This window comes from Aliiroseovarius sp. CAU 1755, from assembly GCF_054482655.1.
In genome coordinates this window covers 922,460-948,298 of record NZ_JBTLRH010000002.1, presented here as the reverse complement: position 1 = coordinate 948,298, position 25,839 = coordinate 922,460, and the positions used below count along the sequence as shown (strand labels likewise).

Genomic DNA, 25,839 nt, shown 5'->3' with positions numbered 1-25,839 from the left:
GTTCTTTTTTTGGGATGGATGCCGGAATCCCCGGCCCGAAGGACATGACGGGTTGACGCCCAAGGCATTCCCATCTAAGTCACCCCATCCCTAATGGGAATCGGCGTGTGTTCGGGGGTCGCTCCCCTAGGCCGCCAGACCAGAAATTCAGCGCGGCCCGCAGGAAAAATCCGGCGGGCTTCCGTTGTGAAAAAAGGTTCCGGAGCTACGGAACCGCAACGAAAAGGAAAGTGACACGTGGCACGTATCGCCGGCGTAAACATCCCGACCCACAAACGGGTCCCGATCGCCCTGACATATATCACCGGAATTGGTCATACTTCGGCCAAAGCCATTTGCGAAGCAGTCAAGATCGACGAAACCCGTCGTGTCAACGAACTGTCGGACGCGGAAGTCCTTGCCATTCGCGAGCACATTGACGCGACCTATTCCGTCGAAGGCGACCTGCGTCGTGAAACGCAGATGAACATCAAGCGTTTGATGGATCTTGGTTGCTATCGCGGCCTGCGTCATCGCCGCAACCTCCCTGTGCGCGGTCAGCGTACTCACACCAACGCTCGTACCCGCAAAGGCCCCGCAAAGGCTATTGCCGGTAAGAAGAAATAAGGGAGGGTTTGACCAATGGCTCGCGAAAAGACTCGTACCAAGCGTAAAGAGCGTAAAAACATTGCCTCTGGCGTTGCTCATGTGAACTCTTCGTTCAACAACACAAAGATCCTGATCTCGGACGTGCAAGGCAACGCAATTGCCTGGTCATCGGCTGGCACCATGGGCTTCAAGGGTTCGCGCAAATCGACCCCCTATGCGGCTCAGATGGCGGCAGAAGATGCTGGCAAGAAGGCCCAGGAACACGGCGTCAAGACGCTGGAAGTCGAAGTGCAAGGCCCCGGTTCGGGCCGTGAATCGGCTCTGCGTGCTTTGGCTGCTGTCGGCTTCAACATCACTTCGATCCGTGATGTGACCCCGATTGCCCACAACGGCTGCCGCCCGCCGAAGCGCCGCCGCGTATAATCAAGTTTTCACCGGGCTGCGATAGTCGCCGCCCGGTTTTCCGTCATTTTAACCTCGGGCGTCCTGCCCTTTGGACATGGGGACAGGACTGGTATGGAGGGACGCATGATCCATAAAAATTGGGCTGAATTGATCAAGCCGACACAGCTGGACATTAAGCCGGGCAATGATCCCGCACGGCAGGCAACTGTTGTAGCCGAGCCGCTGGAGCGTGGCTTTGGTCTGACCTTGGGCAACGCCCTGCGCCGCGTGCTGATGAGCAGCCTGCAAGGTGCGGCTGTAACGTCGGTGCAGATCGACAACGTGCTGCACGAGTTTAGCTCGGTTGCCGGCGTGCGTGAAGACGTGACCGACATCGTTCTGAACCTCAAAGGTGTCGCGATCAACATGGAAGTCGAAGGGCCCAAGCGCCTGTCGATTTCAGCCAAAGGCCCGATGGTTGTCACTGCTGGTGACATCTCGGAAACCGCTGGTATCGAGATTCTGAACAAGGATCACGTGATCTGTCACCTCGACGATGGCGCCGATCTGTTTATGGAACTGACCGTGAATACCGGTAAGGGCTATGTCGCGTCGGACAAGAACAAGCCGGAAGATGCGCCGATTGGCCTGATCCCGGTCGATGCGATCTATTCGCCGGTCAAGAAGGTCAGCTATGACGTTCAGCCGACCCGTGAAGGTCAGGTTCTGGACTATGACAAGTTGACACTGAAGTTGGAAACCGATGGTTCGGTCACCCCGGAAGACGCCGTGGCTTTTGCCGCGCGCATCGTTCAGGACCAGCTGTCGATCTTTGTGAACTTCGACGAGCCGGAAGCCGCTGGCCGTCAGGACGAAGACGATGGGCTCGAGTTCAATCCGCTTCTGCTGAAGAAAGTGGACGAGCTGGAGCTGTCGGTGCGTTCGGCAAACTGCCTGAAGAACGACAACATCGTTTACATTGGCGATCTGATCCAGAAAACCGAAGCCGAGATGCTGCGCACTCCGAACTTCGGCCGCAAGTCGCTGAACGAGATCAAGGAAGTGCTTTCGGGCATGGGTCTGCACCTTGGCATGGATGTCGAGGAATGGCCGCCTGAGAACATTGAAGAACTGGCGAAGAAATTCGAAGACCAGTTCTGATTTGACTCTGTTTCGGGGGCCGGGTATCTGGCCCCCAAAAATGCCCTCTTGATGAGGGGAATATCTGGGCAATCCTGCCCCAAGGAGAGGGACCGACACGCATCGGTTCTCGGACAAAGCACCGCTCACCTAAGAGCACCAAAGAAGGATTAAGAAAATGCGTCACGCTCGTGGTTACCGCCGCCTGAATCGCACACATGAACACCGCAAGGCGATGTTCGCAAATATGGCCGGTTCGCTGATCGAACATGAACAGATCAAGACGACCCTGCCGAAAGCAAAAGAACTGCGCCCGATCATTGAAAAAATGATCACGCTGGCCAAACGCGGTGACGTTCACGCCCGTCGTCAGGCTGCGTCGCGTCTGAAGCAAGACCAGCACGTCGCCAAATTGTTCGACGTTCTGGGCCCGCGCTTCGCTGAGCGCCAAGGTGGTTATGTTCGCGTTCTGAAAGCTGGCTTCCGTTATGGCGACATGGCGCCGATGGCGATCATCGAATTCGTTGACCGCGATGCCGACGCCAAAGGCGCTGCTGATCGTGCCCGCCTTGAGGCAGAGGAAGAAGCGGAAAACGCTTAAGCACTTCGCCGATTTGTTCGGTTTTCTTGAACCCCGCGCTCTTGTTGGCGCGGGGTTTTTCGTTTCAAAGGGGCGGCATCGCGCGCGCGTTGAATTCGACGCCTTTTCGAGCGATGAGGCCAAAAAGGCGTTAAAATACAATTAATGGTTGTTTGACTTTGCCCCCACTGTCTAAAAGGATAGGTGCAGGGGTTTGGGAATCGAACCATCAATGGAAGAACATTTTGGACTGGATCAGGGGTTGGCCAAGTTGTCCGACTTGGCGCCAAAGGGCTATGCTCTGGGGCTGCATATTCGCTATGCCTCGGCGCATATCATGATCCAAACCTACGACCCGCGTTGGAGCCAGATTTACACCGAAAAGGGCTATATGCTTGCGGATCCAATGGTGTTCTGGGGGTTTGGCAATGCCGGCACCATCCGGTGGAGCGAACTTGACCTGCCCGACCCTCATGGGATTTTGGCGCAAGCGGCCAACTTTGGCTTGAAATACGGTATAGCGGTGGCACACGGCCCCACCTCGTCGCGCACCATTTGTGGTTTTGCGCGCGAAGATCGGGAATTTTCCGACGCAGAGATCGCTACGATCCACCAAATCGTTTGTGACCTACATGATAGATCCACGCCGCCCGAGCAACTGACAGCGGCACAGCGCATGGCGTTGCGGCTGATCGCCAAGGGCAGCCGCCACGCTGAAGCGGCCGCGTTGCTTGGCATATCGGAAAGCGCATTCAAAGCGCGGTTGCGCAGCGCGCGCGAGCGGCTGTTTGTGCGCACGACCGCCGAAGCCATTCAGCGCGCGCAGGAATACAATCTGCTCTGATGCAGCCAAACCGCATCATTACATCTTTCAACCGGTGGCGCGGCCCCTTAGATTTGCTCTATGGCAGATCTGTTCGATACCACGGAAAATGACACGCAACGTGAGGGCGGTAAACCCGCCCCGCGACCGCTTGCGGATCGATTGCGCCCTCAGTCGTTGGGTGACGTGATCGGGCAGGAGCAAGTTTTGGGGCCGGATGCGCCGTTGGGCACCATGTTGGCGTCAGGCAGCCTTGGGTCATTGATTCTTTGGGGTCCGCCGGGGGTTGGCAAAACGACGATAGCGCGCCTGCTCGCGCGCGAAACCGATCTGCATTTCATCCAGATCAGCGCGATTTTCACCGGTGTGCCCGAGCTGCGCAAGGTTTTTGAAGCAGCCCGTCACCGCCGGTCCAACGGGCAGGGCACGCTGTTGTTCGTTGACGAAATCCATCGCTTCAATAAGGCGCAGCAAGATGGGTTTCTGCCGCATATGGAGGATGGCACCATCCTTCTGGTCGGCGCCACGACTGAAAACCCATCGTTCGAGCTGAACGCGGCTGTCTTGTCGCGCGCGCAGGTCTTGGTGTTGAAGCGTTTGACGCTCGCGGATCTTGAACGTCTGGTTCAGCGGGCAGAGCAGGAATTGGGGCAGGCGCTACCGCTGACAGGCGAGGCGCGCGAAGCCTTGCTTGAAATGGCGGACGGAGACGGTCGGGCCCTTTTGAACCTGGTCGAACAAGTCGCAGCCTGGAATGTTGACGAAAAGCTGGATGTCGCAGGGCTGTCGTCCCGGCTGATGCGCCGCGCGGCCATCTATGACAAGTCCGGGGATGAGCATTTCAACCTGATATCGGCCCTGCACAAATCTGTGCGCGGCTCGGACCCGGATGCGGCGCTTTACTGGTTGGCGCGGATGCTGACCGGGGGCGAAGACCCCCGCTATTTGGCGCGGCGCATCACGCGGATGGCGGTCGAAGATATCGGGCTAGCAGACCTTCAAGCCCATCGCGTGTGTCTTGACGCATGGGAAACCTACGAACGTCTTGGCAGCCCTGAAGGAGAGTTGGCACTGGCACAGGCCGTCGCCTATCTGGCATTGGCACCGAAATCGAACGCTGCCTATGCCGCTTACAAATCGGCAATGTCAGCGGCGAAAAAAACCGGATCAGAGCCGCCGCCCAGTCACATCCTGAACGCGCCAACCCAGTTGATGAAGGATCAGGGCTATGGCGAAGGCTATGCCTATGATCACGATGCGCCGGACGGATTTTCCGGCCAGAACTACTTTCCCGACGGGATGAAGCGCGGTGTCTATTACCTACCGGTTGAGCGCGGGTTCGAGCGGGAATTGAAGAAGCGCGTCGATTATTTTGCGCGCCTGAGGACGAAGCGCAGCGAATAAGTGCGGGCGCAAGGCGGCAAGCCAAATGGAAAGAAATAGCCACGATGGAACATAGCGCACCTAAAAAACGGATATGGGACCCGGTCACACGCCTGTTTCACTGGTCGCTGGTCATTGCTGTCGTGACGGGTTGGTTCCTGGGTCGGTTTGGCCCGACGGTTCTGTCCTTGCATTATTACATGGGCTACACCGTCGCTGGCTTGTTGGCTCTGCGGCTCTATTGGGGCTTTCGGGGGCCTAAGCCGATCCGCTTTCGGTCGTTCATCTACGGGCCACGCGCCACATGGGCCTATGTCAAACGCATGACAAAACGCGTGCCAAGCCATTGGCCGGGACATAACCCGGTTGGCGCCTTATCGGTCTTTGCGATGCTGGCGGTTTTGGCGCTGCAAGTGGGGACGGGGCTGTTTGCTGATCCCGATGATTTCGTGAATGCCGGACCGCTTGCCGGTTGGGTGGATTTTGACACCGCGCGCTGGGCGGCAAACACGCACCGGCTTTCTTCCAAGCTCCTGTTGGCCCTTGTGGTCCTGCATCTTGGCGCAATTCTGTATTACCGCTTTTGGAAAGGCGAGGATCTGGTCCGCCCTATGATCACCGGCTGGAAAGAAGTGCGCGAGGACCACCCTGAGGCCTAGCCAAAAACAGACGCAATGCTTGACAACCGGCCCCGTGCATCCGAGTTAAGCCCCATGATGACACCCCTTCTTCAAGTCGCTCTTGGTGGCGCGATTGGCGCTTCGGCCCGGTATTTGACCGGAAACGCGGTGACGCGGGCGCTGGGGCATGGCTTTCCTGCGGGAACGATGGTTGTGAATGTGCTTGGCTCGATCCTGATGGGTGTTCTGGTTGTGGTCTTGGCGCGTAAGGGGGGACAAGCTGCGGCGCCATTCCTGATGACCGGGGTGCTTGGCGGCTTCACCACCTTTTCTGCTTTTTCGCTGGACGCAGTCACGTTGTTTGAACGTGGCCAGATCGGAACGGCAAGCGGTTATGTGGTCGGCTCGGTGGTGCTGTCTCTTCTTGGGTTTTTGGGCGGGCTATTCGTGGCCCGAATGGTACTGGCATGAGCGGTGTTCAAACGATCACGGTCGCCGAAGATGAAGCCGAACAGCGGCTTGACCGCTGGGTGCGGCGCAACTTCCCACATGTCGGGCAGGGGCGAATTGAGAAGGCATGTCGCAAGGGCGAAATCCGGGTTGATGGTGCCAAGGTCAAACCGTCGTCGCGGGTTGGACCGGGGACTGAGGTGCGCTTGCCGCCCCTGCCGGATGCCGGAGAAGATCGAGACCGGCCCAAGCCGCAACCCCGTGTGTCGGACGCCGATGCGAAACTTATCCAAAGCTGCGTTCTGTATCGTGACGAGCATATCATCGCGCTGAACAAACCGCCCGGCCTGCCCAGTCAGGGTGGCAGCAAGCAGACCCGCCACGTAGACGGGCTGGCCGAGGCGCTGAAATTTGGCCGCGAGGACAAGCCACGTCTTGTGCACCGGCTCGACAAAGACACGTCGGGCGTGCTGCTTCTGGCCCGCACACAGAAAATGGCCGGAGAGCTGACGCAAGCCTTTCGTGCACGCGACACCCGCAAGATCTATTGGGCGCTTGTTGCCGGTGTGCCGCAACCGCGTTGGGGAACGCTGCGCTGGGGGCTGGTCAAGGCGCCGGGTCATGGCGGCAAGGGCGAGGCTGAAAAGATGATCTGCGTGCATCCGCGCCATGTCGACGAAACGCCCGGTGCAAAGCGCGCAACCACGGATTACGCCGTGTTGACGACGCTCGCCAGCCGCGCTGCATGGGTGGCGCTGGTGCCTGTCACTGGGCGAACCCACCAATTGCGCGCCCATATGGCTGAACTGGGTCATCCGATCGCGGGTGACGGAAAATATGGTGGGTCCAGTCAGGAAAACCTTGGTGATGGGTGGGGTGCCCAACTGGGTGGCGAGCTGTCGAAGAAGCTGCACCTTCATGCACGCTCGATCAGCTTTACCCATCCGGCCACAGGCAAGCCCGTGACCATCACCGCGCCGCTGCCCGATCACATGCAGCGCACGTGGGACTACATGGGCTGGCAAGACGGTGATGTGCCTGCCGATCCATTTGAGGATCTGGAATGACGGAAACGCCCTTGCGTCTTGTGGTGTTCGACGTAGACGGCACCCTGATCGACAGTCAGGACTTCATCGTCGAGGCAATGAACCGTGCCTTTGGCGAAATGGCAGTGCCCCTGCCTACGCGGGCCGAGGTGCTGGCAATCGTGGGTTTGTCGCTTGATCAAGCCATCGGGCGACTTGTACCTGCGATGTCGAAGGCCGACGTGGCAATCGCCGCTCAGCGATACAAGGACATGTTCATCAAATTGCGCGCCGAAAAAGGGGGCGAGGCTGCCGCCCCACTATACCCCGGTGCGCGTGCTGCACTGGAACAGCTTCACGCGCAGGATGAGGTGCTGCTTGGCGTCGCAACTGGCAAGGCGCGGCGCGGGCTTGACCACGCCTATGACGCGCACGATTTGCGCCACTTCTTCATGACCAGCCAAACAGCCGACGACCATCCTTCGAAACCTCATCCGTCCATGCTTCATGCTGCGCTGAAGGAAACGGGCGCCGAGGCGGTTCAGGCCGTGATGATCGGCGACACGAGCTTCGATATCGAGATGGGACACGCCGCAGGTTTTCGCACGATTGGTGTGACATGGGGCTATCACCCGCGTGAAGGGCTTTTGGCCGCTGGCGCCGATCTGTTGATCGAGGCGTTTGACGAACTGCCGGCTGCGCTGGCACAGCTTTGGGGGCAGGGATGAGCGTTTGGACAGCGAAACGGTTTTGGAACCACGCAGACACCATCAAGGTCGATGGGGGTTATTCCGTCGAACTTGACGGTCGTTCTGTCAAAACGCCGGCCAAAGCCCCGCTTGTCGTGCCAACCCATACCTTAGCCCAAGCGATTGCAAACGAATGGGACGCGCAGGTCGAAATCATCGACCCGGCGATGATGCCCGTGACTCGCACGGCAAATTCGGCGATCGACAAGGTGGCGGTTCAATTCAAGGACGTGGCCGAAATGCTGGCCGCCTATGGCGACAGTGATTTGCTGTGCTATCGCGCGACTTCGCCGGCAGAGCTTGTGCAGCGTCAGGCAGATCAATGGGATCCGGTTCTTGACTGGGCAAAACAGGCATTGAGTGCGCATCTGGTGCCCGTTGCGGGCGTGATGCACCAGCCCCAATCTGCGAGTGCATTGGTGCCTTTGAAAGATCGTGTCCACAGACTGACGAATTTTGAACTCGCGGCTTTCCACGATCTCGTGGCGATTTCTGGTTCGCTGGTGCTGGCACTGGCCGTTGTGGACGAATATCTGCCCGTAGAACACGCATGGAAGATCGCTCGGCTGGATGAGGCTTGGCAAGAAGAACAGTGGGGAAGCGACGAAGAGGCATCTGCGCTTTCTGAAAAGAAACGTGCCGACTTTGTGAACGCCGCTTGGTTTTTTCGGGCCTGTCGCCGCGAAACATAACGCAACCAATACCTTAGGTTAGGCTAACATTGTATCTTTCCCCTAGGTTAATCATCTCAATTGATGATGTTACCCTTGACGAAAACAAATCAAATCTTTCAAACTCTTTCCCATGTTGAGAGGGGTCTTTCCTTTCGCAAACATGACCGCAGTCACAACGGCTGCTTAATGACCCGAAACTGCGGGTAAAATATTCAGGAAGAGGTAAACATGAAAAGAACCGTTTTTCTTGGCGCACTGACTGTCGCTGGCTTGGCAGCTGGCGCATCGGCTGCGGCGACCCTTGATGATGTCAAGGCGCGTGGCAAGCTGAACTGCGGTGTGACCACCGGTCTTGTCGGCTTCGCCGCGCCGGACGCAAACGGCAAATGGGAAGGTTTCGACGTTGACTTTTGCCGCGCAGTCGCAGCTGCAGTGCTTGGCGACGCCAACGCAGTCGAGTTTGTGCCGACCACCGGCAAAACGCGCTTCACCGCCCTTGCTTCGGGCGAGGTTGACATGCTGGCTCGTAACACCACTTGGACGCTGTCGCGCGATGTCGACCTGAAGTTCGACTTCATTGGCGTGAACTACTATGACGGCCAGGGCTTCCTTGTCTCGAAAGAGATGGGCGTAAGCTCGGCCAAGGATCTGGACGGCGCAACCGTCTGCATCCAGACCGGCACCACCACCGAGCTGAACCTGGCGGACTTCTTCCGCGCAAACAACATCAGCTACGAACCCGTGCCGATCGAAACCAACGCTGAAGGTCAGCAGCAGTATCTTGCTGGTGCATGCGACGCCTACACCACCGACGCTTCGGGTCTGGCCGCAACGCGCGCCACCTTCGAAAACCCGTCGGACCACGTCGTTCTGCCTGAAATCATCTCGAAAGAGCCGCTGGGCCCGCTGGTCCGTCACGGCGACAACGAGTGGGGCGACATCGTTCGCTGGACGCTGAACGCGCTGATCTCGGCTGAAGAGATGGGCATCACCTCGGCCAATATCGGCGAACTGTCGGCGGCTGCAGGCGACAACCCGGAAATCAACCGGATCCTCGGCACCGAAGGCAACTTGGGCGAAATGCTCGGCCTTGACGCTGACTGGGCGAAGCGCGCCATCATGGCGGGCGGTAACTACGGTGAAGTCTTCGCCAAGAACATCGGCGAAAGCACACCGATCGCTCTGGCCCGTGGCCTGAACGCTCAGTGGACAGATGGCGGTCTGATCTACTCGCCGCCGTTCCGGTAAAACCAATTGGGAAGGGCGTGGTTCATCCACGCCCTTTTCCTTTCTAACTGAACGCACCTTGGCACCGCGGCAAAAGCCGCCGTCTTATAAAAATAGCCAAGGGCAACGGGGACGTCTTCTATGACAACTACAACCGACCCTCATCAGGGCCAGTTCCGGCTATCCATGCTTTTGTATGACAGCCGGTACCGCTCGATGACCATTCAGATTGTCGCGTTGATTGGCTTTCTGATGCTGATCGGCTGGCTGCTGTCCAACACAGCACAAAACCTTGCAGATCTTGGGAAAGAGCCCGGCTTCAGCTTTATGCTTGAACCCTCGGGCTATGACATCAATCAGCGCTTGCTCGACTACAATTCGCAGGATTCGCACTTGCGCGCGTCCCTTATGGGGCTTCTGAACACGCTTCTTGTGGCAGCCATGGGCTGCATTGCTGCAACAGTCATCGGCGTGATCATTGGCGTTTTGCGCTTGTCGCCAAACTGGATCGTCGCGCGCCTGTCCGCTGTGTATGTGGAAGGCTTCCGCAATGTCCCGGTTCTGTTGTGGATCGTGTTCATAATGGCGGTGCTGATCGAAACACTGCCGCAACCAAGCGCGTTCCGCAAAGGCGAGGCCAGCATGTCCCTGTGGGACACTGTGGCCATTACGAACCGGGGTGTTTATATCCCCGAGCCGCTTTTCTCGCGCAGCTTGGGTGATATCCACGTTCTGGGCTCCTCTGCCCTGCGATTTGATGTCAGCCTTGACTTGCTGGCGCTTCTGGCAGTTTTGATCGCGGGCATTCTGACCTCAGTGCTGATCAAACGTCGCGCCGATGTTATTCAAGAGGCAACGGGTGAGCGCCCGCGCACATGGCACTTGCGCCTTGGCGCCATTGTTGTTCCGTTCATTTTGGTTCTGGCCGTTTTGGGGTTCTACCTCGGCTATCCCGAGCTGAAGGGCTTCAACTTCAAAGGCGGCACGCACCTGCGCAACTCGCTTATTGCGCTTTGGTTGGCGCTGTCGCTTTACACCGGGGCCTTCATCGCCGAAATCGTGCGGTCTGGTATTCTGGCCGTGTCAAAAGGACAGACCGAAGCCGCCAGTGCCTTGGGCATGCGTCCAAACCGCACCATGAGCCTTGTGGTTCTGCCCCAAGCGCTGCGGGTGATCATCCCGCCGCTCATTTCGAATTACCTGAACCTCACCAAGAACAGCTCGCTGGCGATTGCCGTGGGTTACATGGACATCACGGGCACTTTGGGTGGCATCACGATGAACCAGACAGGCCGCGAGCTTGAAACGGTTTTGTTGCTGATGCTGGTCTACCTGACCATCTCGCTGACGATTTCGGCGGTGATGAACTGGTACAATGAATCCGTGAAGCTGAAGGAGCGCTGATATGTCTGATATGTCCTACGTTCGCTCTGAAATGTTGCCTGAACGCGCTCCACCTGCATCGCAGATTGGGTTTGTCGGCTGGATCCGCGCCAATCTGTTCAATGGAGTTGGCAACTCGATCCTGACCATCCTGTCGCTCATTTTCCTGTGGTACATTCTGTCCGCACTTCTGCCTTGGATTTTCGCGCCGACCTGGAACAGCGGTTCGCTGAATGAATGTCGCGAGATTTTTGGCGCTGATGGCGGTCATGGTGCTGCCTGCTGGGGCGTAATCCGTGAACGCTGGGTGCAGCTATTGTTCGGCTTCTATCCAGAAGCAGAGCGTTGGCGCCCGATCGTCGGCTTTGGGCTTTTGTTCGTGGCGCTGATCCCGGTGCTGTTCAACATGATCTCGCGTCGGATGAACTGGGTGTTGCTGCTGGTAGTGCTTGGTCTGGCGGGGCTCTATCTTGGTGGTGCATTGGGTATCATCGCGGGTCTGGTGCTTCTTGGCGCGGCTGGCTTTGTTGGCTTCAAGGCCTTCACCACGTCGAAAGAGGATCGTGCCGCCGAAATCGCATCAGGGGCCAAGCGTCTGCCCAACCCCTTCATCTTCTCGGCGATCTACCCCTTCATCGCGCCTTGGTTGCTGTGGGGTGGGTCGATCTGGTTGCCCGTCGGTGCCGCGCTGGGTTTTGTGGTTGGTTACTTCGCCTACCGCTTCCTTGCGCCTATCGTTGGCAGTCTTGCAGGGTTGATCATCGCAGTGTTGGCAGCGCTGGTCTGGTGGCTGTTTCTGACAGGTGGCTTTGCCAGCATTATGCAAAGCATCATCCCCATCGGGCTTGAGGCTGTCGAAAGCCGAAATTTCGGGGGCTTCATGCTGTCGATCACCATCGGCGTCGTGGCCATTGCCTGTTCGTTGCCCATTGGCGTCGTTCTGGCCTTGGGGCGTCAATCCGATCTGTTGATCGTCAAGGCGCTATGCGTGGGCTTTATCGAGTTCATTCGCGGTGTGCCGCTGATCACGCTTCTGTTCGTGGCGTCCACGCTTTTGAACATCTTCCTGCCACCCGGCACCAATTTTGACATCATCCTACGGGTGCTGATCATGGTGACCCTGTTCGCCGCAGCCTATATGGCCGAGGTCGTTCGGGGCGGGCTTGCGGCCCTTCCCAAAGGCCAATACGAGGCCGCGGATGCGCTTGGGCTGGACTACTGGAAAGCTCAGCGTCTGATCATCATGCCGCAAGCCCTGAAGATCTCGATCCCCGGGATCGTGTCGACGTTTATCGGCGTGTTCAAAGACACGGTGCTGGTGTCGATCATCGGCCTGCTTGATCCGTTGGGACTGTCAAATGCTATCCGTGCAGACCAGGACTGGAACGGGGTGGTGTGGGAGCTTTACGGCTTCATCGCCTTCATGTTCTTCGTCTTCTGTTTCTCGATGTCGCGTTATTCGATGTATCTCGAACGTCGACTTCGCACGGACCATAGTTAAAGGAGCGACCTATGTCGTCTATTACTCTCGAAACCCACGCCGACCGTTCCAAGATGGAAGTCTCGGACGAAGTTGCCATCGAAATCCGTGGCATGAACAAGTGGTATGGTGCCTTTCACGTGCTGCGTGACATCGACCTGAAAGTCTATCAAGGCGAACGGATCGTCATCGCGGGGCCATCAGGGTCTGGTAAATCGACGCTGATCCGCTGCATCAACCGGTTGGAGGAGCACCAGGAAGGGCAGATCATCGTCGATGGAACCGAGCTGACCTCGGACTTGAAGAACGTGGATAAGGTGCGTTCGGAAGTGGGGATGGTGTTTCAGCACTTCAACCTTTTCCCGCACCTGACCATTCTGGAAAACTGCACGCTGGCGCCGATCTGGGTGCGCAAGACGCCCCGCAAAGAGGCGGAAGAAATTGCGATGCATTTTCTTGAGAAGGTGAAGATCCCGGAACAGGCGCTGAAATATCCCGGCATGTTGTCGGGGGGGCAGCAGCAGCGTGTGGCCATCGCCCGCTCGCTGTGCATGATGCCGCGTATCATGCTGTTTGACGAACCCACCTCAGCACTTGACCCCGAGATGATCAAGGAGGTGCTGGAAACCATGGTAGAGCTTGCCGAAGAAGGCATGACCATGCTGTGCGTCACCCACGAAATGGGCTTCGCCAAGGAAGTCGCCAACCGCGTGATCTTCATGGATGCGGGTCAGATCGTGGAACAGAACGAACCGGAAGAGTTCTTCAACAACCCACAGAACGAACGCACCAAACTGTTCCTGAGCCAGATCCTCTGAGCCTTGATAAGTCAGAAAATCGAAAGCCCTGCCATCATCCGGCAGGGCTTTTTCTTTGCCCGCTGTTGGGCCGTGCCTGTGTGGGTCGTCGCTAAATCAATTCACGCGGCACAACGAAGTCGACCACCCGGCCTGTGCCCCAATCCACGTCTTCCCATTTGTCCACGTCAAACTCGATTACGGCTGTCGCGGCGGTCGGATAGTGAAAGAATTTCGGGTGGGCAAAAGGCTCGGAGGCAAGCCGACGCGCCATATATGCCGAGCCCGGATTATGGGCAATCATCATCGCCGTTTCGCTTTTTGCTTTCTTAAGTGCCGCCAGCATCGTGTCCGGGTCAGCCAAATAAAGCTCGCGAAGATACGTAGCCTTCGGCGCACCAACGAATTTGTCAGCGATCAGCGCCCATGTTTCGCGCGTGCGTTCGGCGTCGGAACACAGCACGGTGTCCGGGAAAAGCGCCTTGCTGACCAGCCAACGCCCGATCGCCTTGGCCGATGCGCGTCCCCGCTTGTTCAGCGGGCGGGCGTGATCTTCCAGATCAGCATCGCCCCAGCTGGATTTCGCATGTCGGGTCAGGATCAGTGTCAGTGTCATGTCGGGTTAAATGCTTTCATATGGAAGGCAGACTGAGCGGCCAACCTGCCATAAGACCGACTGACAGGGCAAGAGCGGCGAACCGCGCATCCTTCCCCCATGCAATCAACGCTGTCGGGCCCGTTCAGATGGGTGATGCAGGCCGAAGCGTCGTAGTCTGCCGCCCCTAACGCATCCACCGGGCAAGCAGTGCGGCACGGGGCAGCGCACCCGTCGCAGGGGTGTGCCACCGCGTCTGGCAAGGTCAGATGGCCCGGCACCCTTACCGCGCCGCGATAGCTGACCCACAGCCCCGCCGTATCATGAACCAATAGTGCCACGGGGGATTGCCACGCCCGACCAGATCGCAACGCCCAGTCGAAAAACGGTGGATAGGGTGGTCCTTCGGATGGAAAGACCGCAGTCCCGCGCCAGCGGTTTGCCAAGTCCCCGATCGTGCGTTTGGACCAATGATCCATCGGGTCTGCGACTTGATCGGCGTATTCAGGGCTTGCGGTGAAGGTCGTCCAGAAACCGGGCTCATACGGGCCCAACAGAACCACCGTATCCGGCCCATCATGCAACACGCCGAACACGTCCAACTGCACGGCACGCGCATTCCGCGCCAGCCGCTCCAGCGTCATTTCCGGCGAAACGGCAGCATCAGGCTCCAGCCCAGTTTTGATGGATTGTCGTCTTGCCATTGCAGCCCGATCACCATGTCGTCATGCCCGTCGCGGGGCTGATCCGTGTATGTCTTGAATATACGATCCCAGATCGACAGACAGAAGCCATAGTTGCTGTCCGTTTCGTCCCGGTGAACGGAATGGTGCACGCGGTGCATGTCGGGGGTGACGAGGATCAGCCTTAGCCAGCGGTCCAGACCCAGCGGCAGACGCATATTGGCGTGGTTGAACATGGCCGAGCCGTTCAACACGACCTCAAACAAGATCACGCCAAGCGCGGGTGCGCCGATCAGATAGACAACCCCGATCTTGATGATCATCGAGGCCGCAATCTCGACCGGGTGAAACCTAAGCGCGGTGGTCACGTCGAAATCGCGGTCGGCGTGATGCACGCGGTGCAGGCGCCACAAGACAGGCACTTTGTGAAAGACGAGGTGCTGCGCCCAGATGGCAAGATCAAGGATCACCATGGCGGCGATGACCTCGACCCAGACGGACAGCGTGATCATGTTGAACAGCCCCCAGCCTTGGGCGGCAGCATCCAAAGCTGCACCGACGGCCAACAAGGGCAGAAGAACATTCATCAAGCGCAGGGTCAGGGTGTCGACAACAATGATCGACAAATTGGTGAACCAACGCGTCTGCCTTGGTTGGGTGCGCGGCCGTCGCGGCACTTTGGCCTCGATAGTTGCGAAAAGCGCGAATAGGCTAAGAAACGTGCCAAGGCGAAGGATGAGTTCATATTCCATACAGCGTATTTATGGACTACCCACCCAAGCGCAAGACACATTCCCGCGACGAATTGTGCCGCGACGTCTAGGCGCGGATCAACGACCCTGCACCGTGATCGGTGTAAAGTTCCAGCAGGCAGGCATTGGGCGCGCGTCCATCAAGGATGACCACCGCCCGCACGCCGCCGTCAATCGCAGCAAGCGCGGTTTCGGTTTTGGGGATCATCCCCCCAGCAATCACGCCCGCGGCCGTCATCTCGCGAATTTGCGTGGGCGTCAGTTCGGTCAGAACCTCTCCGTCCGCGTTCTTGACGCCCTCGACATCAGTCAAAAGCAACAAGCGGTCCGCCTTCAGGCCAGCCGCGATTGCCCCGGCCATCGTGTCACCGTTGATGTTGAACGTCTCACCGTTGCGGCCCGCCCCCAATGGGGCGATGACCGGTATGGTTTCAGTGGTGGCCAGATCGTGCAGAACGGACACGTCCACATCGACCGGCGTGCCTACAAAGCCCAGATCGGGGTTGGTCTGGTCGCATATCACAAGGTTCGCGTCCTTGCCCGAAAGCCCGACGGCTTTGCCGCCTTCTGCGTTGATCGCCTGCACGATCCGCTTGTTGACGCTGCCCGACAGCACCATTTCGACCACTTCCACGGTGGCGGCGTCTGTCACGCGCTTGCCGTTCACAAACTCGCTTTTGATCTGCAACCGATCCAGCATGGAGTTGATCATCGGCCCGCCGCCATGCACGACCACAGGCATCACGCCCACCTGACGCATCAGGACAATGTCGCGCGCAAAGCTCGCCATCGCCTCGTCATCGCCCATGGCATTGCCGCCAAACTTGATGACAACAGTGGCCCCGGCATAGCGCTGCAAATAGGGCAGGGCCTGGGAAAGAGTGCGGGCGGTGGCGATCCAGTCGCGGTTCATTTCTTGCGTCTTCATCTTTTATTCCTCGTGCCACCCCGTGTTAGAGCGTCGGCAACCCGCTGCCAAGGGGCATTGCGCCCGGCCCGCGTGCTGCTAGGGTTGCGGCGAACCCAACCGACAGGAATGGTGATCATGGCCGAGCGACAAAAGACCCTTCTTCTGACTGGTGCAAGCCGCGGTATCGGCCATGCAACCGTGCGCCGGTTCAATCTTGAAGGCTGGCGGGTCATTACCTGTTCGCGCCACGCGATCCCTGAAGAATGTCCCTGGGGCGGTGCTGGTGAAGATCACGTGCAAGTGGACCTGTCCGACCCCACAGATACGATTAATGCTGTTGGGGTCATTCAAGATAAACTGGATGGACGCCTCGATGCGCTGGTCAACAACGCCGGTATTTCTCCGAAGGGGCCGAATGGAGAGCGGCTGAGCACGCTGAACACCGACCTGATGGATTGGGGCAAGGTGTTCCATGTAAACTTCTTTGCATCCGTGGTTCTGGCGCGGGGGTTGAAAGACGAACTGGCGGCGGCCAAAGGGGCTGTGGTGAATGTGACGTCAATCGCAGGCGTGCGCGTCCACCCATTTGCTGGCGCGGCCTATGCGACCTCAAAAGCGGCGCTTGCCGCGCTGACCCGTGAAATGGCGCATGATTTCGGGCCGCTGGGTGTTCGGGTCAATGCGATTGCGCCCGGAGAGGTCGAAACCTCGATCTTGTCGCCGGGAACCGAAAAAATTGTCGAGAAACTGCCAATGCGCCGCCTCGGTCAGCCCGAGGAAGTCGCCGCCGCGATCTATTTCCTGTGTTCGAATGACAGCTCGTATATCTCGGGAACCGAGATCGAGGTGAATGGCGCCCAGCACGTGTAGGCCCGCGTTTGGTTAGTCCAGCGACGCGATGATGGCGCGCAATGTCTCGATGCCCAGGCCTTTTTCCGAGGATGTCAGCACCATTTCCGGAAAGGCCGCCGGGTGTTTGGACAGTGCGCTTCGCACTTGCGTCAGCATCTTCTCGCGGTCTTTTTCCTTGACCTTATCAGCCTTTGTCAGAACCGCCTGAAATGTCACAGCGGATTTGTCCAAAAGCGACATGATCTCATCGTCCACAGGTTTCACGCCGTGGCGGGCGTCGATCAAAACGAAGGCGCGGCGCAGGTTTTGGCGCCCCGAGAGGTAAGATTTAAGCAGCCGCTGCCATTTCTCGACCACCTTTACCGGTGCGTTGGCATAACCATAGCCGGGAAGGTCCACCAGATAGGGGCCGTTGGTCGTCGTGAAGAAGTTAATCTCTTGCGTCCGGCCCGGCGTGTTTGACGCGCGTGCGAGTCCCTTACGGCCCGTCAGGGCGTTGATCAGGCTAGACTTCCCAACATTCGACCGCCCTGCAAAACAGACTTCAATCCGGTCCGGGGCGGGCAGACCGTCCATTGCGACGACACCTTTGACGAAATCAGTCTCGGCGGCAAACAATAGCCGACCGGCCTCACGCTCTTGCTGATCGGGTTCTTCTGCTAAGGGGAATGGAAGTTGGGTCATGAAATCACCTTAACCCGGCTATCGACATGCACAATGCCGGGTTTGGTGACGTAGCCGTAAACGCCGAATTCCTGATGTCCCCAGCCCTGCTTCAAAGCCCCCAAAGTATCGGCGTCACGTTCACCTGTGCGGGTGTTCGCAGTGGTCGCAAGACAACGTGTGATTTCTTCGCGTATTTCCATCTCGGCCTCGCCGACCCGAATGTGTTTGCCGACCCAGCTCTTTTCGTCCCACGCATCAAGTCCTGAAAGCTGCAAATTTCCGCGCCAGCGCAGCGGTGAAAGCTCTTGGTTCAGATGCGCTTCTACCGCTTTGTGCGACGCCAGATTGATCAGAGAGATCGAGGGGAAATCCGTGTCCGTCATGCCGCGATCCGCCTTTACGATGCGCGCAGGTGCTGCCCGGTCGGGCGGACAAAGGGGCGTGATCCACTCAAGAAACCGCGCGTTGTCATCGGGCAGGTCCGGGTTGATCGTGATGCCGGGTTGGTGCGGATGGGTCAGAGTGACCGTGTTGCTGGCGGGATCAAAGCTGGCAGTCAGTGCCATCAGCAAAGGGGCCTTTGATCCGCGCGAGAAGTTCGCGCATGGAGCCCATTGGCCCGGATCGCGCAGCTTTGCGGCTTCATGTGCCACGGCCCAATGACGGTCGTAGGGCAGGCATTCGCCCGCCCTCAACATCACGTTCAACAGCGCTTCTCGCCCATGCGACTTGATCGGATGTCGCCATATTTCGGCGACGTGCGCCATTAACTCGCGTCCTTCGACTTGCGCTTGAAGGTCTTCAACACATTGCCCAACACGTCAGGCTTGTGCCCATGGCTGCGCATGATTGTGTATTGCTGAATGAACGTGATCGTGTTGTTCGCAATCCAGTAAACCACAAGGCCCGAGGCAAATTGACCCAACATGAACATGAACACCCACGGCATCCACGCGAAGATCATCGCTTGTGTCGCATCGGTGGGTGCCGGGTTCAGCTTCTGCTGTAGCCACATCGAGATACCAAGAATAATCGGCAAGACGCCGAGCGACAGGATCGCAAGCAGGCTTTCCGGACCCGGAGGGGCGTAGGGCAGCAGGCCGAACAAGTTCAGGATCGAGCTGGGGTCGGGCGCCGAAAGGTCGTTGATCCAGCCGATCCAAGGCGCGTGACGCAGTTCCAGCGTTACGAAGATCACCTTGTAGAGCGAAAAGAAGATCGGGATTTGCAGCAGGATCGGAAGACAACCAGAGGCGGGGTTAACTTTCTCGCTCTTGTAAAGCTCCATCATTTCCTGCTGAACTTTCGCGCGATCGTCGCCTGCGCGTTCCTTGATCTTTTCCATCTCGGGCTGAAGCTCTTTCATCTTCGCCATCGAGACATAGGATTTGTAGGCGAGCGGGAATAGAACCGCCTTGATCACCAAGGTGAGGCCGATGATGGCCCAGCCCATATTGCCGATGACACCATTCAGCCAGTGCAGCACGGCGAAAATCGGCTTCGTCAGGAAGAAGAACCAGCCCCAGTCGATCGAGTCGATGAAGCGATAGATTCCTTCATCGTTTTGGTAAGCGCGGATGGTCTCCCATTCCTTGGCGCCGGCAAACAATCGTGTTTCAACGCTGGCCGACGCACCCGGCGCAACGTCTTGCGTGGGCATCCGGATTTGGGTCTGGTAGATGTCAGCATTGTCAGCATAGCGAACGACCGAGGTGAACGCTTGGCCCGGTTCAGGGATCAGGGTCGTCATCCAATAGTGATCTGTGAAACCGATCCAGCCGTTTTCCTCGACCTGGCTCACGCTTGCGCGCGCGCCTTCGCGTTCGTCATAAGACAGATCGGTGAGGTCAGAATAATCAGTTTCCTCCAATTCGGCATCGACCTGGCGCACCACGCCTTCGTGCAGAATGAAGAACCCTTTCAGAGTCGTGGGTTCACCGTGACGGGCCAGAACACCATAGGGTGCCATGCGATGCGTTTTGTCGCTGGCGTTTTCAACCGACTGATTGATGGTAAACATGAAATTCTCATCAACCGAGATGGAGCGCCGGAAGATAAGCCCACTGTTGTTGTCCCAGCGCAGTGTGACGGGCGTTTCGGGCGTCAGTTTTACGCCCTTTTCTACGGTCCATATGGTCGAGGGCCCGGGCACATCTTCAAGCGCCGTCTGGCCGCCGGGAGTCCAACCGTAAAGGGCGTAATATGCCTCGGGTTCGCCGGTTGGGCGCAACAGTGTCACGATGTCGCTCTCCTTCGAGAGCTCGACATGATAGTCTTTGAGTTTCAGATCATCCAGACGGCCACCAAGCAGTGAAATCGACCCAGAAAGCTCGGGTGTGTCAATTTTGATCCGGCCGACATTTGCTTGTTGTTGCGTCACGTCGGTGGTGGTTGCGGCGCTTGGCGGCACTGGTGCCGCTGGCGCCAGTTGACCTTGGCCCGCGGCCTGTTCCGTCACCGCTGCACCCGTTTCGCCAACGGGTTCCGCAGGTGGGAACAAGATCATCCAGCCAGTGATGACAAGGAAGCTCAACACTGTTGCGAGGATCAGGTTCTTGTTCTGGTCGTCCATTGGGCCCACCACTGTAGATTTCGGTCAGGCTGGTTCAACAGGGCAGGGGGCGAAAGGTCAAGCAGTTTTAAGCGTCGCGGCTATGAAACATTGGGCTGAACGAAGTGCTATGCCCGCCGAGGAAGGGACGAAATAGCAGGAGTTTGAGTCTGGTGGCTTTCAATCCAACTGGCAAGGCTTTCGGCTGGCATTGGCTTGGCAATGGAAAATCCCTGAACATGATCGCAACCAAGCTGCGCCAGAATTGCATGTTCGCCATGGCTTTCGACGCCTTCGGCGACCGTGCCAACACCAAGTTGCTCTGCCATGGTCAGCACCGCTGCGACCATGCTTTGTTGGTCCCTGTCAGTATCTACATGGGTGACAAACGAGCGGTCTATCTTGATCCGGTTGATGTCGAAACGGCGAATGTTCGCAATCGATGCATGACCGGTTCCGAAGTCATCCAGGTCGATGTTGCAGCCCAAGCGTCTGAGCGACGCAATATTGTGGGTCACGACTTCGTCGTCACCGTCAGCGATGACGTTTTCAAGTATTTCGCAAGTCAGACGGTTTGCGGGCATTTCGAACCGATCCAGTTCCCAACGAATTTTTTCAAATAGTTTCGGATTGTTCAACTCGTCCGTAGACAGGTTCAAGGCAACCGACGGGACCCCTAGTTCACGCTTGTCCCAATCCTGTAGCGCTTTGAGAGCGCCAAAAAGCATGACTTCGCCAAGCCGCTCCAGCAAGCCAGCCTTGGCGAGGGCGGGCAGGAATGCGCCCGGGGCAATTAGGCCGAGGCTGGGGTGCTGCCAGCGTGCCAACGCCTCAACCCCGGTAAGTTGACCGGTATCGGTGCTGATCTGGGGTTGAAACCATGGGCGGATCTGACCCGAATCCAGCGCCTGGACAAGGTCGGCATTTGTGTGGTCAGACCGCGCAGATCGGCCTGGCATTCCGTTGGAAAAGGCGCGAATGCTACCCGGGCCGGCAGCCTGAGCTGCAATCAGGGCACCCTGAGCGGCGGCAAAGAGCGCCTCGCCCGTCGCCTCAGGCGCTCGCGAGGGAAGCACAAACCCAATGCATGCCGAAAGATGGACGCGCGCGTTATCAACCATAATCGGGTCGCTGACAGCAGTTTGCAGCCGTCCGGCAAGCTGAAGGGTGGCTTCCAGATCAGCGCGCTGGTGTTTATCGATGGCAATACCGAAGGTGCCATCGCCAAGAAAGCAAACAAGGTCGTCGCGCCGCAATGCAGACCGTATGCGGTCAGCCAAAGTTTCCAGAACCAGATCGCGCGCGGCGTGCCCCATTTGCTGCGCCAGTTCGGAAAGGTCGTCGACCTCAAGCAGAAGGCAGGATTTTTCAAATTCGGCATCCGACGTGAAACCGCGATCAAGATATTCAAGAAGCTTGCCCTTCATGGGCAGCCCGGTAATGGCATCACTTGCCCGCGCGTCAACTGGCGGTGTGCGCGTCAGCGAGCCAGCAAGCGCCAGCAACCCGGGAAACAGGATGGCGATTAGAAGCATCAGGTTTTCGCCACCATACCAATAGGCACCAAACATCACGGCCGGTAAGAACGCGGCCAGATGCGGGGCCGTTAAAAGTGCCCGCAGGTGTCTTTTCGCAGAGGACTGATCCCATTTGGCAGCCATATTATGTTCCCTTGCTGTGTTGGCCACCGCTAAGGCGCCCGCTTTTCCCGTCAGGGACAAACTAGGAACGTTTGGTCAATCAGCCGTTAACGGGATCGAGAAAACTGCTGCTAATTTTCTGTATTTGCAGCGTTTGGTCGGGCGAGCCCCGCGAAATCGAACAGCTGTGCGTCCAGCAAATGACTGGGCCGGGTGTTCATCAGGGATCTGAACATGATCTGGCGGCGGCCGGGAAAGTTTGCCTCCCACCCGTCGAGGATTTTCTTGACCTGTTGACGTTGCAACCCGTCTTGCGAACCGCACAAGTCACAGGGAATAATCGGATAATTCATCTGTGTGGCAAACTTTTCGCAGTCGACCTCTGCCACATGGGCAAGGGGGCGGTAGACGAACAGATCCCCTTCTTCGTTCACCAGTTTGGGCGGCATGGTCGCAAGGCGCCCGCCGTGAAACAGGTTCATGAAGAATGTCTCGAGGATATCGTCGCGATGATGGCCCAGAACCACGGCTGAACATCCCTCTTCGCGGGCGATGCGATACAGATTGCCGCGCCGCAGCCGCGAACACAGCGAACAAAACGTCCGACCTTGCGGGATCTTATCCATGACGATCGAATAGGTGTCTTCGTATTCGATCCGGTTGGGCACTTTCATCTTTTTCAGAAATTCCGGCAAGACAGTGGCTGGAAAGCCTGGTTGTCCCTGATCAAGATTGCAGGCCAACAGTTCGACGGGCAAAATGCCGCGCCACTTCAGCTCGTAAAGCGCGGCGAGCATCGTGTAGCTGTCCTTGCCGCCGGATAGGCAGACCAGCCATTTCGCCCCGCGTTCAACCATACCGTATTGGTCCACTGCCTCGCGGACATTGCGAATGATCCGCTTGCGCAGCTTCTTGAACTCGGTGGTCGAGGGCGCGCCGTGAAACAGCGGGTGAATATCGTCGAGATCGTCCAACATAGGCGCGGCATAGGGGAAAACGGGTGGCCGGGCAAGGGTCAGGCGTCGGGCGTTGGGTCGATGCGCCACGGGGGGAAACGCCTGTCGGGACCTGCGTTGAAATCGGTGACATTCAGCGTGATCTGATTCGAACCCATGGCGTCACAGAAAATGCTGTCGCTGGGACGGCAAAGACTGGGGCGCATCCAGCAGGTTCAGATCTCGGCGCATATGCGGTGTCAGATCCTCGTAGCGCAGCTTTTGCGACGGGCGCGCAAACAGGGCTGCCCGGATCACACGCCAGCGGCCGTGGCGTTCGATCAAACCAATCAGGGTGGATTGCAGCCTTTTGCGGTGCCGACTGCGCGGGGGCAGTGTCAAAACATATGTCATACGGGGTCTCCTGGCGATTTTTTACGATCCTCGGACCTCAAGTAAACTTTAGGTCAAGGCGTAATTTGGGCCGTCCGCTGCAGGCGCTTTGGACGGCCCGAAGGATCACAGCCGCGGATCGCGCAGCCCTGGCGGAGGGCGGCCGGGCGCAAGCCCTACGTCGCGACGCAGGTGGTCTGACATGTGGTCCACGCGCGGTCGCCGATGGCGCCGAGTGGCAAGGTGCGCGACCAGCACACGCAAGACACGCCAAGCGCCGTGATGTGTGACAAGCTCGCCGACGAGATCGTTGAGCCGAAGCGGCTCAGAATGGAAATTCGAGTCCATCATGGGTTGGATACCGATGCGAACACCGGCCCTCTTTTTTGAAGTTGTGGTTTTTGAAACCCCTGAAAGCGGCGAAGTCGCAGACGCAGTAGGAGCGTCACGAAGAACCGAGATTTGGGGTGCGAGATTGCCTGACTACAGGCGATGGAGAGGGGTGGTCAGCGTCGCGACACGAAGGTCACGAAGCGTGGCTGCCCCAAAGCACCGCAAAGGCACAGGCAAGGTGATAAGCGCTGGTATCTGTCATGAAACGCCTCCTTCTTGCTCAAGCGTTGCGGGTGAGGGGCTTATAGCGCAATCAGCTTGGAAATCAACGTCGGTGGCCGTTGCGCCACGAGTTGTGGCCTGACAGTCACAGCCCGATCAGTGCCGGTGGTCGTGACTGCAATCCGTTCGATTGTCAGGCACCGGGTCAAAGCCGCATGACCCCCAAGGGTTGCAGCGCGCTATGCGCTTGGCCGCCAGCCAGCCACCTTTGATCGCCCCATGTTTCTGCAATGCCTCAAGCGCATAGGCGCTACAGGTTGGTTGATAGCGACAGTTAAAGCCAACCCAAGGGCTGAAGATCATCCGATACGCCCGGATGGGAAGAGACAGAATGAAGGCAGCAGGGGTCATGGCTTTTTGCGCTTGGCGTGGATCTGTTGCAGGGCGCGGACAAGATCCGCTTTCATATCAACATAGCTGCGGCTTGCGGTTTTTTCCGCGCGACCGATCAGCACATAGTCCCAGCCCGGTTTGCCAAAGGTGGGCAGCACGTCGCGCGCGATGGCGCGCAGCCGCCGCTTGGCATGGTTGCGGGCCACAGCGTTCCCGACCTTCTTGGAGCAGGTGTAGCCGACTCGGGTTTGGTCGGCGGGTGCTTTTTCGCCTTCGCGGCGGCGGCGGGCCTGCAACAGAAAAGCAGGCGCAGGGGCGCGGCGCGCGCGCGCGGCGGCCAGAAAATCGCGCCGCTCGGTCAGCGTTGCGATCATTGGTTTCCCCGCGCAAACGGAAACCGCCGCAGACCCTTCGGTCCCGGCGGTTTTCGATGTGTCAGCTTTGGGCGCAGACATGACTGCGACCCGACGGCTTATGCGCTCAGCGACTTCCGACCGCGTGCACGGCGCGCGTTCAGAATCTTGCGGCCAGCAACAGTAGCCATGCGCGCACGGAAGCCGTGGCGGCGTTTGCGAACCAGGTTCGAAGGTTGGTAGGTGCGTTTCATCGCCCGTCTCCGTATTTGCGTCCCAATCCCGGTGGATTCGGAGCGTGTGTTATTCGAAGCCCGGTCTATAGGCGGCATTCGAGGGCAAGTCAAATGCCCGATGCATTATTTTTACGCCTTTTGTTACAGGCGGGAACGTTTTCGTCAGCCCCGTTCAAGCACGCGTGATGTGGGTGGGCAAGGGGCGCATTTGCGCTCATCTTGCAGCGAGACCAACATGCTACCCAGCTTATTATGCCATGACGGCACTGGAAAGATCCATGATGATGACCGAGCCCAATTCGGAAACCGCGAAAAAGACCCAAAGCCCAATCCTGCGCCGTCTTCCGCTGATCGCGATTGTTGTCGTTGCCGCGGTTGGCGCATTTACGCTGCGTGACTACCTCAGCTTTGAAACGCTGGCCGAAAACCGCGAGGCGCTTTTGGCGTTTCGCGATGCAAACTACCTGATGACGGTGCTGGCGTTCATTGCGGCCTATGTGGTCATTGTCGGCTTTTCACTGCCCGGCGCGACGATCGCGACACTTACCGGAGGCTTTCTGTTCTCGACCTTCCCCGGCGTGTTGTTCAACGTCACGGCTGCCACCATCGGGGCCACGATCATCTTTCTGGCCGCCCGTTGGGGTTTGGGTGAAAAACTCGCCGCCAAGATGGAAACCAGCGAGGGCAAGGTGAAAGCGATCAAGGACGGGATCGACGAAAACCAGTGGTCCGTCCTGTTCCTGATACGCCTTGTGCCGGCTGTGCCATTCTTTGTGGCCAACCTGATCCCCGCGCTGGTCGGCGTGCCGCTACACCGGTTCCTGATCTCGACCTTCTTTGGGATCATTCCGGGCGGTTTGGTCTACACCTCGGTCGGCGCTGGGTTGGGCGAGGTTTTTGCCCGTGGCGAAACCCCCGATCTTGGCGTCATCTTTGAGCCTCACATCCTTCTGCCCATCTTGGGACTGGCCGCGCTTGCCGCCCTTCCCATGGTGCTGAAGCGTTTCAAAAAGGGAGCCTGA

General features: G+C 58.2%; 31 protein-coding genes. 18 read left to right on the top strand and 13 right to left on the bottom strand.

Annotation, left to right across the window (positions count from 1 at the left end; genetic code table 11):
- Positions 1 to 237: 237 nt before the first annotated feature.
- From rpsM to ACXYMP_RS11640, 15 genes are all read left to right on the top strand, one after another.
- Entirely contained in the window at positions 238 to 606 is a 369-nt protein-coding gene (rpsM, locus tag ACXYMP_RS11710; RefSeq protein ID WP_298568936.1) for a 30S ribosomal protein S13, read from the top strand.
- A gap of 15 nt (positions 607 to 621) precedes the next feature.
- Positions 622 to 1,011 (top strand): 30S ribosomal protein S11, encoded by a 390-nt coding sequence (gene rpsK, locus ACXYMP_RS11705; RefSeq protein ID WP_298568939.1) that lies wholly within the window; start codon positions 622 to 624, stop codon positions 1,009 to 1,011.
- A gap of 105 nt (positions 1,012 to 1,116) precedes the next feature.
- Positions 1,117 to 2,133 carry a DNA-directed RNA polymerase subunit alpha gene (locus ACXYMP_RS11700; protein ID WP_298568941.1) on the top strand — a complete coding sequence of 339 codons (1,017 nt, stop codon included), beginning with the start codon at positions 1,117 to 1,119 and terminating at the stop codon, positions 2,131 to 2,133.
- Between the two features lie 157 nt (positions 2,134 to 2,290).
- On the top strand, positions 2,291 to 2,713 hold the full coding sequence (gene rplQ, locus ACXYMP_RS11695; RefSeq protein WP_298568943.1) for a 50S ribosomal protein L17: 423 nt from the start codon (positions 2,291 to 2,293) through the stop codon (positions 2,711 to 2,713).
- Between the two features lie 211 nt (positions 2,714 to 2,924).
- Entirely contained in the window at positions 2,925 to 3,536 is a 612-nt protein-coding gene (locus ACXYMP_RS11690) for an autoinducer binding domain-containing protein (RefSeq protein ID WP_298568945.1), read from the top strand.
- A 60-nt stretch (positions 3,537 to 3,596) separates the two neighbouring features.
- Positions 3,597 to 4,919: a replication-associated recombination protein A gene (locus tag ACXYMP_RS11685; RefSeq protein WP_458906444.1), complete on the top strand. Its 1,323-nt coding sequence runs from the start codon at positions 3,597 to 3,599 to the stop codon at positions 4,917 to 4,919.
- Between the two features lie 44 nt (positions 4,920 to 4,963).
- A complete protein-coding gene (locus ACXYMP_RS11680; RefSeq protein ID WP_458906442.1) occupies positions 4,964 to 5,557 on the top strand; it encodes a cytochrome b/b6 domain-containing protein in 594 nt (197 codons plus the stop codon).
- 54 nt (positions 5,558 to 5,611) lie between these two features.
- Complete coding sequence (crcB, locus tag ACXYMP_RS11675) at positions 5,612 to 5,989, top strand: fluoride efflux transporter CrcB (RefSeq protein WP_298568951.1); 378 nt, start codon at positions 5,612 to 5,614, stop codon at positions 5,987 to 5,989.
- Entirely contained in the window at positions 5,986 to 7,035 is a 1,050-nt protein-coding gene (locus ACXYMP_RS11670) for an RluA family pseudouridine synthase (protein WP_298568952.1), read from the top strand. The genes crcB and ACXYMP_RS11670 overlap by 4 nt, the downstream gene beginning before the upstream one ends.
- A complete protein-coding gene (locus ACXYMP_RS11665; protein WP_458906440.1) occupies positions 7,032 to 7,721 on the top strand; it encodes an HAD-IA family hydrolase in 690 nt (229 codons plus the stop codon). The genes ACXYMP_RS11670 and ACXYMP_RS11665 overlap by 4 nt, the downstream gene beginning before the upstream one ends.
- On the top strand, positions 7,718 to 8,434 hold the full coding sequence (locus ACXYMP_RS11660; RefSeq protein WP_458906438.1) for an ATP12 family chaperone protein: 717 nt from the start codon (positions 7,718 to 7,720) through the stop codon (positions 8,432 to 8,434). Before ACXYMP_RS11665 ends, ACXYMP_RS11660 begins: the two co-directional genes overlap by 4 nt.
- Positions 8,435 to 8,644: 210 nt before the next feature.
- Positions 8,645 to 9,664 (top strand): amino acid ABC transporter substrate-binding protein, encoded by a 1,020-nt coding sequence (locus ACXYMP_RS11655; RefSeq protein WP_298568956.1) that lies wholly within the window; start codon positions 8,645 to 8,647, stop codon positions 9,662 to 9,664.
- Positions 9,665 to 9,784: 120 nt separating this feature from the next.
- The gene (locus tag ACXYMP_RS11650) at positions 9,785 to 11,047 is read left to right on the top strand and encodes an amino acid ABC transporter permease (protein ID WP_298568957.1); all 1,263 of its coding nucleotides are present in this window, start codon (positions 9,785 to 9,787) and stop codon (positions 11,045 to 11,047) included.
- A gap of 1 nt (position 11,048) precedes the next feature.
- Positions 11,049 to 12,527 carry an amino acid ABC transporter permease gene (locus ACXYMP_RS11645; protein WP_298568959.1) on the top strand — a complete coding sequence of 493 codons (1,479 nt, stop codon included), beginning with the start codon at positions 11,049 to 11,051 and terminating at the stop codon, positions 12,525 to 12,527.
- A gap of 11 nt (positions 12,528 to 12,538) precedes the next feature.
- Entirely contained in the window at positions 12,539 to 13,324 is a 786-nt protein-coding gene (locus ACXYMP_RS11640) for an amino acid ABC transporter ATP-binding protein (protein WP_298568961.1), read from the top strand.
- 91 nt (positions 13,325 to 13,415) lie between these two features.
- Here the strand turns inward: ACXYMP_RS11640 and ACXYMP_RS11635 are convergent, their stop codons facing one another.
- From ACXYMP_RS11635 to argB, 4 genes are all read right to left on the bottom strand, one after another.
- Positions 13,416 to 13,919 carry a SixA phosphatase family protein gene (locus ACXYMP_RS11635; protein WP_458906434.1) on the bottom strand — a complete coding sequence of 168 codons (504 nt, stop codon included), beginning with the start codon at positions 13,917 to 13,919 and terminating at the stop codon, positions 13,416 to 13,418.
- Positions 13,916 to 14,602, bottom strand: a complete 687-nt coding sequence (locus tag ACXYMP_RS11630) for a ferredoxin (RefSeq protein WP_458906432.1) — start codon at positions 14,600 to 14,602, stop codon at positions 13,916 to 13,918. The genes ACXYMP_RS11635 and ACXYMP_RS11630 overlap by 4 nt, the downstream gene beginning before the upstream one ends.
- Positions 14,539 to 15,333 carry a sterol desaturase family protein gene (locus ACXYMP_RS11625; protein ID WP_458906430.1) on the bottom strand — a complete coding sequence of 265 codons (795 nt, stop codon included), beginning with the start codon at positions 15,331 to 15,333 and terminating at the stop codon, positions 14,539 to 14,541. The genes ACXYMP_RS11630 and ACXYMP_RS11625 overlap by 64 nt, the downstream gene beginning before the upstream one ends.
- Positions 15,334 to 15,400: 67 nt before the next feature.
- Positions 15,401 to 16,261 (bottom strand): acetylglutamate kinase, encoded by an 861-nt coding sequence (gene argB / locus ACXYMP_RS11620; RefSeq protein WP_298568969.1) that lies wholly within the window; start codon positions 16,259 to 16,261, stop codon positions 15,401 to 15,403.
- A gap of 108 nt (positions 16,262 to 16,369) precedes the next feature.
- Here argB and ACXYMP_RS11615 point away from each other — a divergent pair, with 108 nt between their 5' ends.
- On the top strand, positions 16,370 to 17,113 hold the full coding sequence (locus ACXYMP_RS11615; protein WP_458906526.1) for an SDR family NAD(P)-dependent oxidoreductase: 744 nt from the start codon (positions 16,370 to 16,372) through the stop codon (positions 17,111 to 17,113).
- Between the two features lie 12 nt (positions 17,114 to 17,125).
- On the opposite strand, the gene yihA is transcribed toward ACXYMP_RS11615, so the two are convergent.
- The 6 genes from yihA to ACXYMP_RS11585 all read right to left on the bottom strand — a co-directional run bounded on the left by yihA (position 17,126) and on the right by ACXYMP_RS11585 (position 23,301).
- A complete protein-coding gene (yihA, locus tag ACXYMP_RS11610; protein ID WP_458906428.1) occupies positions 17,126 to 17,779 on the bottom strand; it encodes a ribosome biogenesis GTP-binding protein YihA/YsxC in 654 nt (217 codons plus the stop codon).
- Positions 17,776 to 18,528 carry an MOSC domain-containing protein gene (locus ACXYMP_RS11605; protein WP_458906426.1) on the bottom strand — a complete coding sequence of 251 codons (753 nt, stop codon included), beginning with the start codon at positions 18,526 to 18,528 and terminating at the stop codon, positions 17,776 to 17,778. The genes yihA and ACXYMP_RS11605 overlap by 4 nt, the downstream gene beginning before the upstream one ends.
- Entirely contained in the window at positions 18,528 to 20,333 is a 1,806-nt protein-coding gene (gene yidC / locus ACXYMP_RS11600) for a membrane protein insertase YidC (RefSeq protein ID WP_458906424.1), read from the bottom strand. The genes ACXYMP_RS11605 and yidC overlap by 1 nt, the downstream gene beginning before the upstream one ends.
- 107 nt (positions 20,334 to 20,440) lie before the next feature.
- On the bottom strand, positions 20,441 to 21,973 hold the full coding sequence (locus ACXYMP_RS11595) for a putative bifunctional diguanylate cyclase/phosphodiesterase (protein ID WP_458906422.1): 1,533 nt from the start codon (positions 21,971 to 21,973) through the stop codon (positions 20,441 to 20,443).
- Positions 21,974 to 22,083: 110 nt separating this feature from the next.
- A complete protein-coding gene (ttcA, locus tag ACXYMP_RS11590; protein ID WP_298569488.1) occupies positions 22,084 to 22,929 on the bottom strand; it encodes a tRNA 2-thiocytidine(32) synthetase TtcA in 846 nt (281 codons plus the stop codon).
- A gap of 141 nt (positions 22,930 to 23,070) precedes the next feature.
- Entirely contained in the window at positions 23,071 to 23,301 is a 231-nt protein-coding gene (locus tag ACXYMP_RS11585; protein ID WP_298568979.1) for a hypothetical protein, read from the bottom strand.
- A 204-nt stretch (positions 23,302 to 23,505) separates the two neighbouring features.
- Between ACXYMP_RS11585 and ACXYMP_RS11580 the strand changes: the two genes are divergently transcribed.
- Positions 23,506 to 23,670 carry a hypothetical protein gene (locus ACXYMP_RS11580; protein ID WP_458906419.1) on the top strand — a complete coding sequence of 55 codons (165 nt, stop codon included), beginning with the start codon at positions 23,506 to 23,508 and terminating at the stop codon, positions 23,668 to 23,670.
- 321 nt (positions 23,671 to 23,991) lie between these two features.
- On the opposite strand, the gene yidD is transcribed toward ACXYMP_RS11580, so the two are convergent.
- The 3 genes from yidD to rpmH form a co-directional block, all read right to left on the bottom strand.
- A complete protein-coding gene (gene yidD, locus ACXYMP_RS11575) occupies positions 23,992 to 24,246 on the bottom strand; it encodes a membrane protein insertion efficiency factor YidD (protein ID WP_298568983.1) in 255 nt (84 codons plus the stop codon).
- The gene (gene rnpA / locus ACXYMP_RS11570) at positions 24,243 to 24,602 is read right to left on the bottom strand and encodes a ribonuclease P protein component (RefSeq protein ID WP_458906417.1); all 360 of its coding nucleotides are present in this window, start codon (positions 24,600 to 24,602) and stop codon (positions 24,243 to 24,245) included. Before rnpA ends, yidD begins: the two co-directional genes overlap by 4 nt.
- A 98-nt stretch (positions 24,603 to 24,700) precedes the next feature.
- Complete coding sequence (gene rpmH / locus ACXYMP_RS11565) at positions 24,701 to 24,835, bottom strand: 50S ribosomal protein L34 (RefSeq protein WP_248367959.1); 135 nt, start codon at positions 24,833 to 24,835, stop codon at positions 24,701 to 24,703.
- A gap of 260 nt (positions 24,836 to 25,095) precedes the next feature.
- Here rpmH and ACXYMP_RS11560 point away from each other — a divergent pair, with 260 nt between their 5' ends.
- Complete coding sequence (locus ACXYMP_RS11560) at positions 25,096 to 25,839, top strand: TVP38/TMEM64 family protein (RefSeq protein WP_458906524.1); 744 nt, start codon at positions 25,096 to 25,098, stop codon at positions 25,837 to 25,839.

What these genes read in the sequence shown, in the direction of transcription:
- rpsK (WP_298568939.1), top strand. Translation starts at nt 622, where the DNA reads ATGGCTCGCGAAAAGACTCGTACCAAGCGTAAAGAGCGTAAAAACATT.
- ACXYMP_RS11700 (WP_298568941.1), top strand. Translation starts at nt 1,117, where the DNA reads ATGATCCATAAAAATTGGGCTGAATTGATCAAGCCGACACAGCTGGAC.
- rplQ (WP_298568943.1), top strand. Translation starts at nt 2,291, where the DNA reads ATGCGTCACGCTCGTGGTTACCGCCGCCTGAATCGCACACATGAACAC.
- ACXYMP_RS11690 (WP_298568945.1), top strand. Translation starts at nt 2,925, where the DNA reads ATGGAAGAACATTTTGGACTGGATCAGGGGTTGGCCAAGTTGTCCGAC.
- ACXYMP_RS11685 (WP_458906444.1), top strand. Translation starts at nt 3,597, where the DNA reads ATGGCAGATCTGTTCGATACCACGGAAAATGACACGCAACGTGAGGGC.
- ACXYMP_RS11680 (WP_458906442.1), top strand. Translation starts at nt 4,964, where the DNA reads ATGGAACATAGCGCACCTAAAAAACGGATATGGGACCCGGTCACACGC.
- crcB (WP_298568951.1), top strand. Translation starts at nt 5,612, where the DNA reads ATGATGACACCCCTTCTTCAAGTCGCTCTTGGTGGCGCGATTGGCGCT.
- ACXYMP_RS11670 (WP_298568952.1), top strand. Translation starts at nt 5,986, where the DNA reads ATGAGCGGTGTTCAAACGATCACGGTCGCCGAAGATGAAGCCGAACAG.
- ACXYMP_RS11665 (WP_458906440.1), top strand. Translation starts at nt 7,032, where the DNA reads ATGACGGAAACGCCCTTGCGTCTTGTGGTGTTCGACGTAGACGGCACC.
- ACXYMP_RS11660 (WP_458906438.1), top strand. Translation starts at nt 7,718, where the DNA reads ATGAGCGTTTGGACAGCGAAACGGTTTTGGAACCACGCAGACACCATC.
- ACXYMP_RS11655 (WP_298568956.1), top strand. Translation starts at nt 8,645, where the DNA reads ATGAAAAGAACCGTTTTTCTTGGCGCACTGACTGTCGCTGGCTTGGCA.
- ACXYMP_RS11650 (WP_298568957.1), top strand. Translation starts at nt 9,785, where the DNA reads ATGACAACTACAACCGACCCTCATCAGGGCCAGTTCCGGCTATCCATG.
- ACXYMP_RS11645 (WP_298568959.1), top strand. Translation starts at nt 11,049, where the DNA reads ATGTCTGATATGTCCTACGTTCGCTCTGAAATGTTGCCTGAACGCGCT.
- ACXYMP_RS11640 (WP_298568961.1), top strand. Translation starts at nt 12,539, where the DNA reads ATGTCGTCTATTACTCTCGAAACCCACGCCGACCGTTCCAAGATGGAA.
- ACXYMP_RS11635 (WP_458906434.1), bottom strand. Translation starts at nt 13,919, where the DNA reads ATGACACTGACACTGATCCTGACCCGACATGCGAAATCCAGCTGGGGC.
- ACXYMP_RS11630 (WP_458906432.1), bottom strand. Translation starts at nt 14,602, where the DNA reads ATGGCAAGACGACAATCCATCAAAACTGGGCTGGAGCCTGATGCTGCC.
- ACXYMP_RS11625 (WP_458906430.1), bottom strand. Translation starts at nt 15,333, where the DNA reads ATGGAATATGAACTCATCCTTCGCCTTGGCACGTTTCTTAGCCTATTC.
- argB (WP_298568969.1), bottom strand. Translation starts at nt 16,261, where the DNA reads ATGAAGACGCAAGAAATGAACCGCGACTGGATCGCCACCGCCCGCACT.
- ACXYMP_RS11615 (WP_458906526.1), top strand. Translation starts at nt 16,370, where the DNA reads ATGGTGATCATGGCCGAGCGACAAAAGACCCTTCTTCTGACTGGTGCA.
- yihA (WP_458906428.1), bottom strand. Translation starts at nt 17,779, where the DNA reads ATGACCCAACTTCCATTCCCCTTAGCAGAAGAACCCGATCAGCAAGAG.
- ACXYMP_RS11605 (WP_458906426.1), bottom strand. Translation starts at nt 18,528, where the DNA reads ATGGCGCACGTCGCCGAAATATGGCGACATCCGATCAAGTCGCATGGG.
- yidC (WP_458906424.1), bottom strand. Translation starts at nt 20,333, where the DNA reads ATGGACGACCAGAACAAGAACCTGATCCTCGCAACAGTGTTGAGCTTC.
- ACXYMP_RS11595 (WP_458906422.1), bottom strand. Translation starts at nt 21,973, where the DNA reads ATGGCTGCCAAATGGGATCAGTCCTCTGCGAAAAGACACCTGCGGGCA.
- ttcA (WP_298569488.1), bottom strand. Translation starts at nt 22,929, where the DNA reads ATGTTGGACGATCTCGACGATATTCACCCGCTGTTTCACGGCGCGCCC.
- ACXYMP_RS11585 (WP_298568979.1), bottom strand. Translation starts at nt 23,301, where the DNA reads ATGACATATGTTTTGACACTGCCCCCGCGCAGTCGGCACCGCAAAAGG.
- ACXYMP_RS11580 (WP_458906419.1), top strand. Translation starts at nt 23,506, where the DNA reads ATGGCGCCGAGTGGCAAGGTGCGCGACCAGCACACGCAAGACACGCCA.
- yidD (WP_298568983.1), bottom strand. Translation starts at nt 24,246, where the DNA reads ATGACCCCTGCTGCCTTCATTCTGTCTCTTCCCATCCGGGCGTATCGG.
- rnpA (WP_458906417.1), bottom strand. Translation starts at nt 24,602, where the DNA reads ATGATCGCAACGCTGACCGAGCGGCGCGATTTTCTGGCCGCCGCGCGC.
- rpmH (WP_248367959.1), bottom strand. Translation starts at nt 24,835, where the DNA reads ATGAAACGCACCTACCAACCTTCGAACCTGGTTCGCAAACGCCGCCAC.
- ACXYMP_RS11560 (WP_458906524.1), top strand. Translation starts at nt 25,096, where the DNA reads ATGATGATGACCGAGCCCAATTCGGAAACCGCGAAAAAGACCCAAAGC.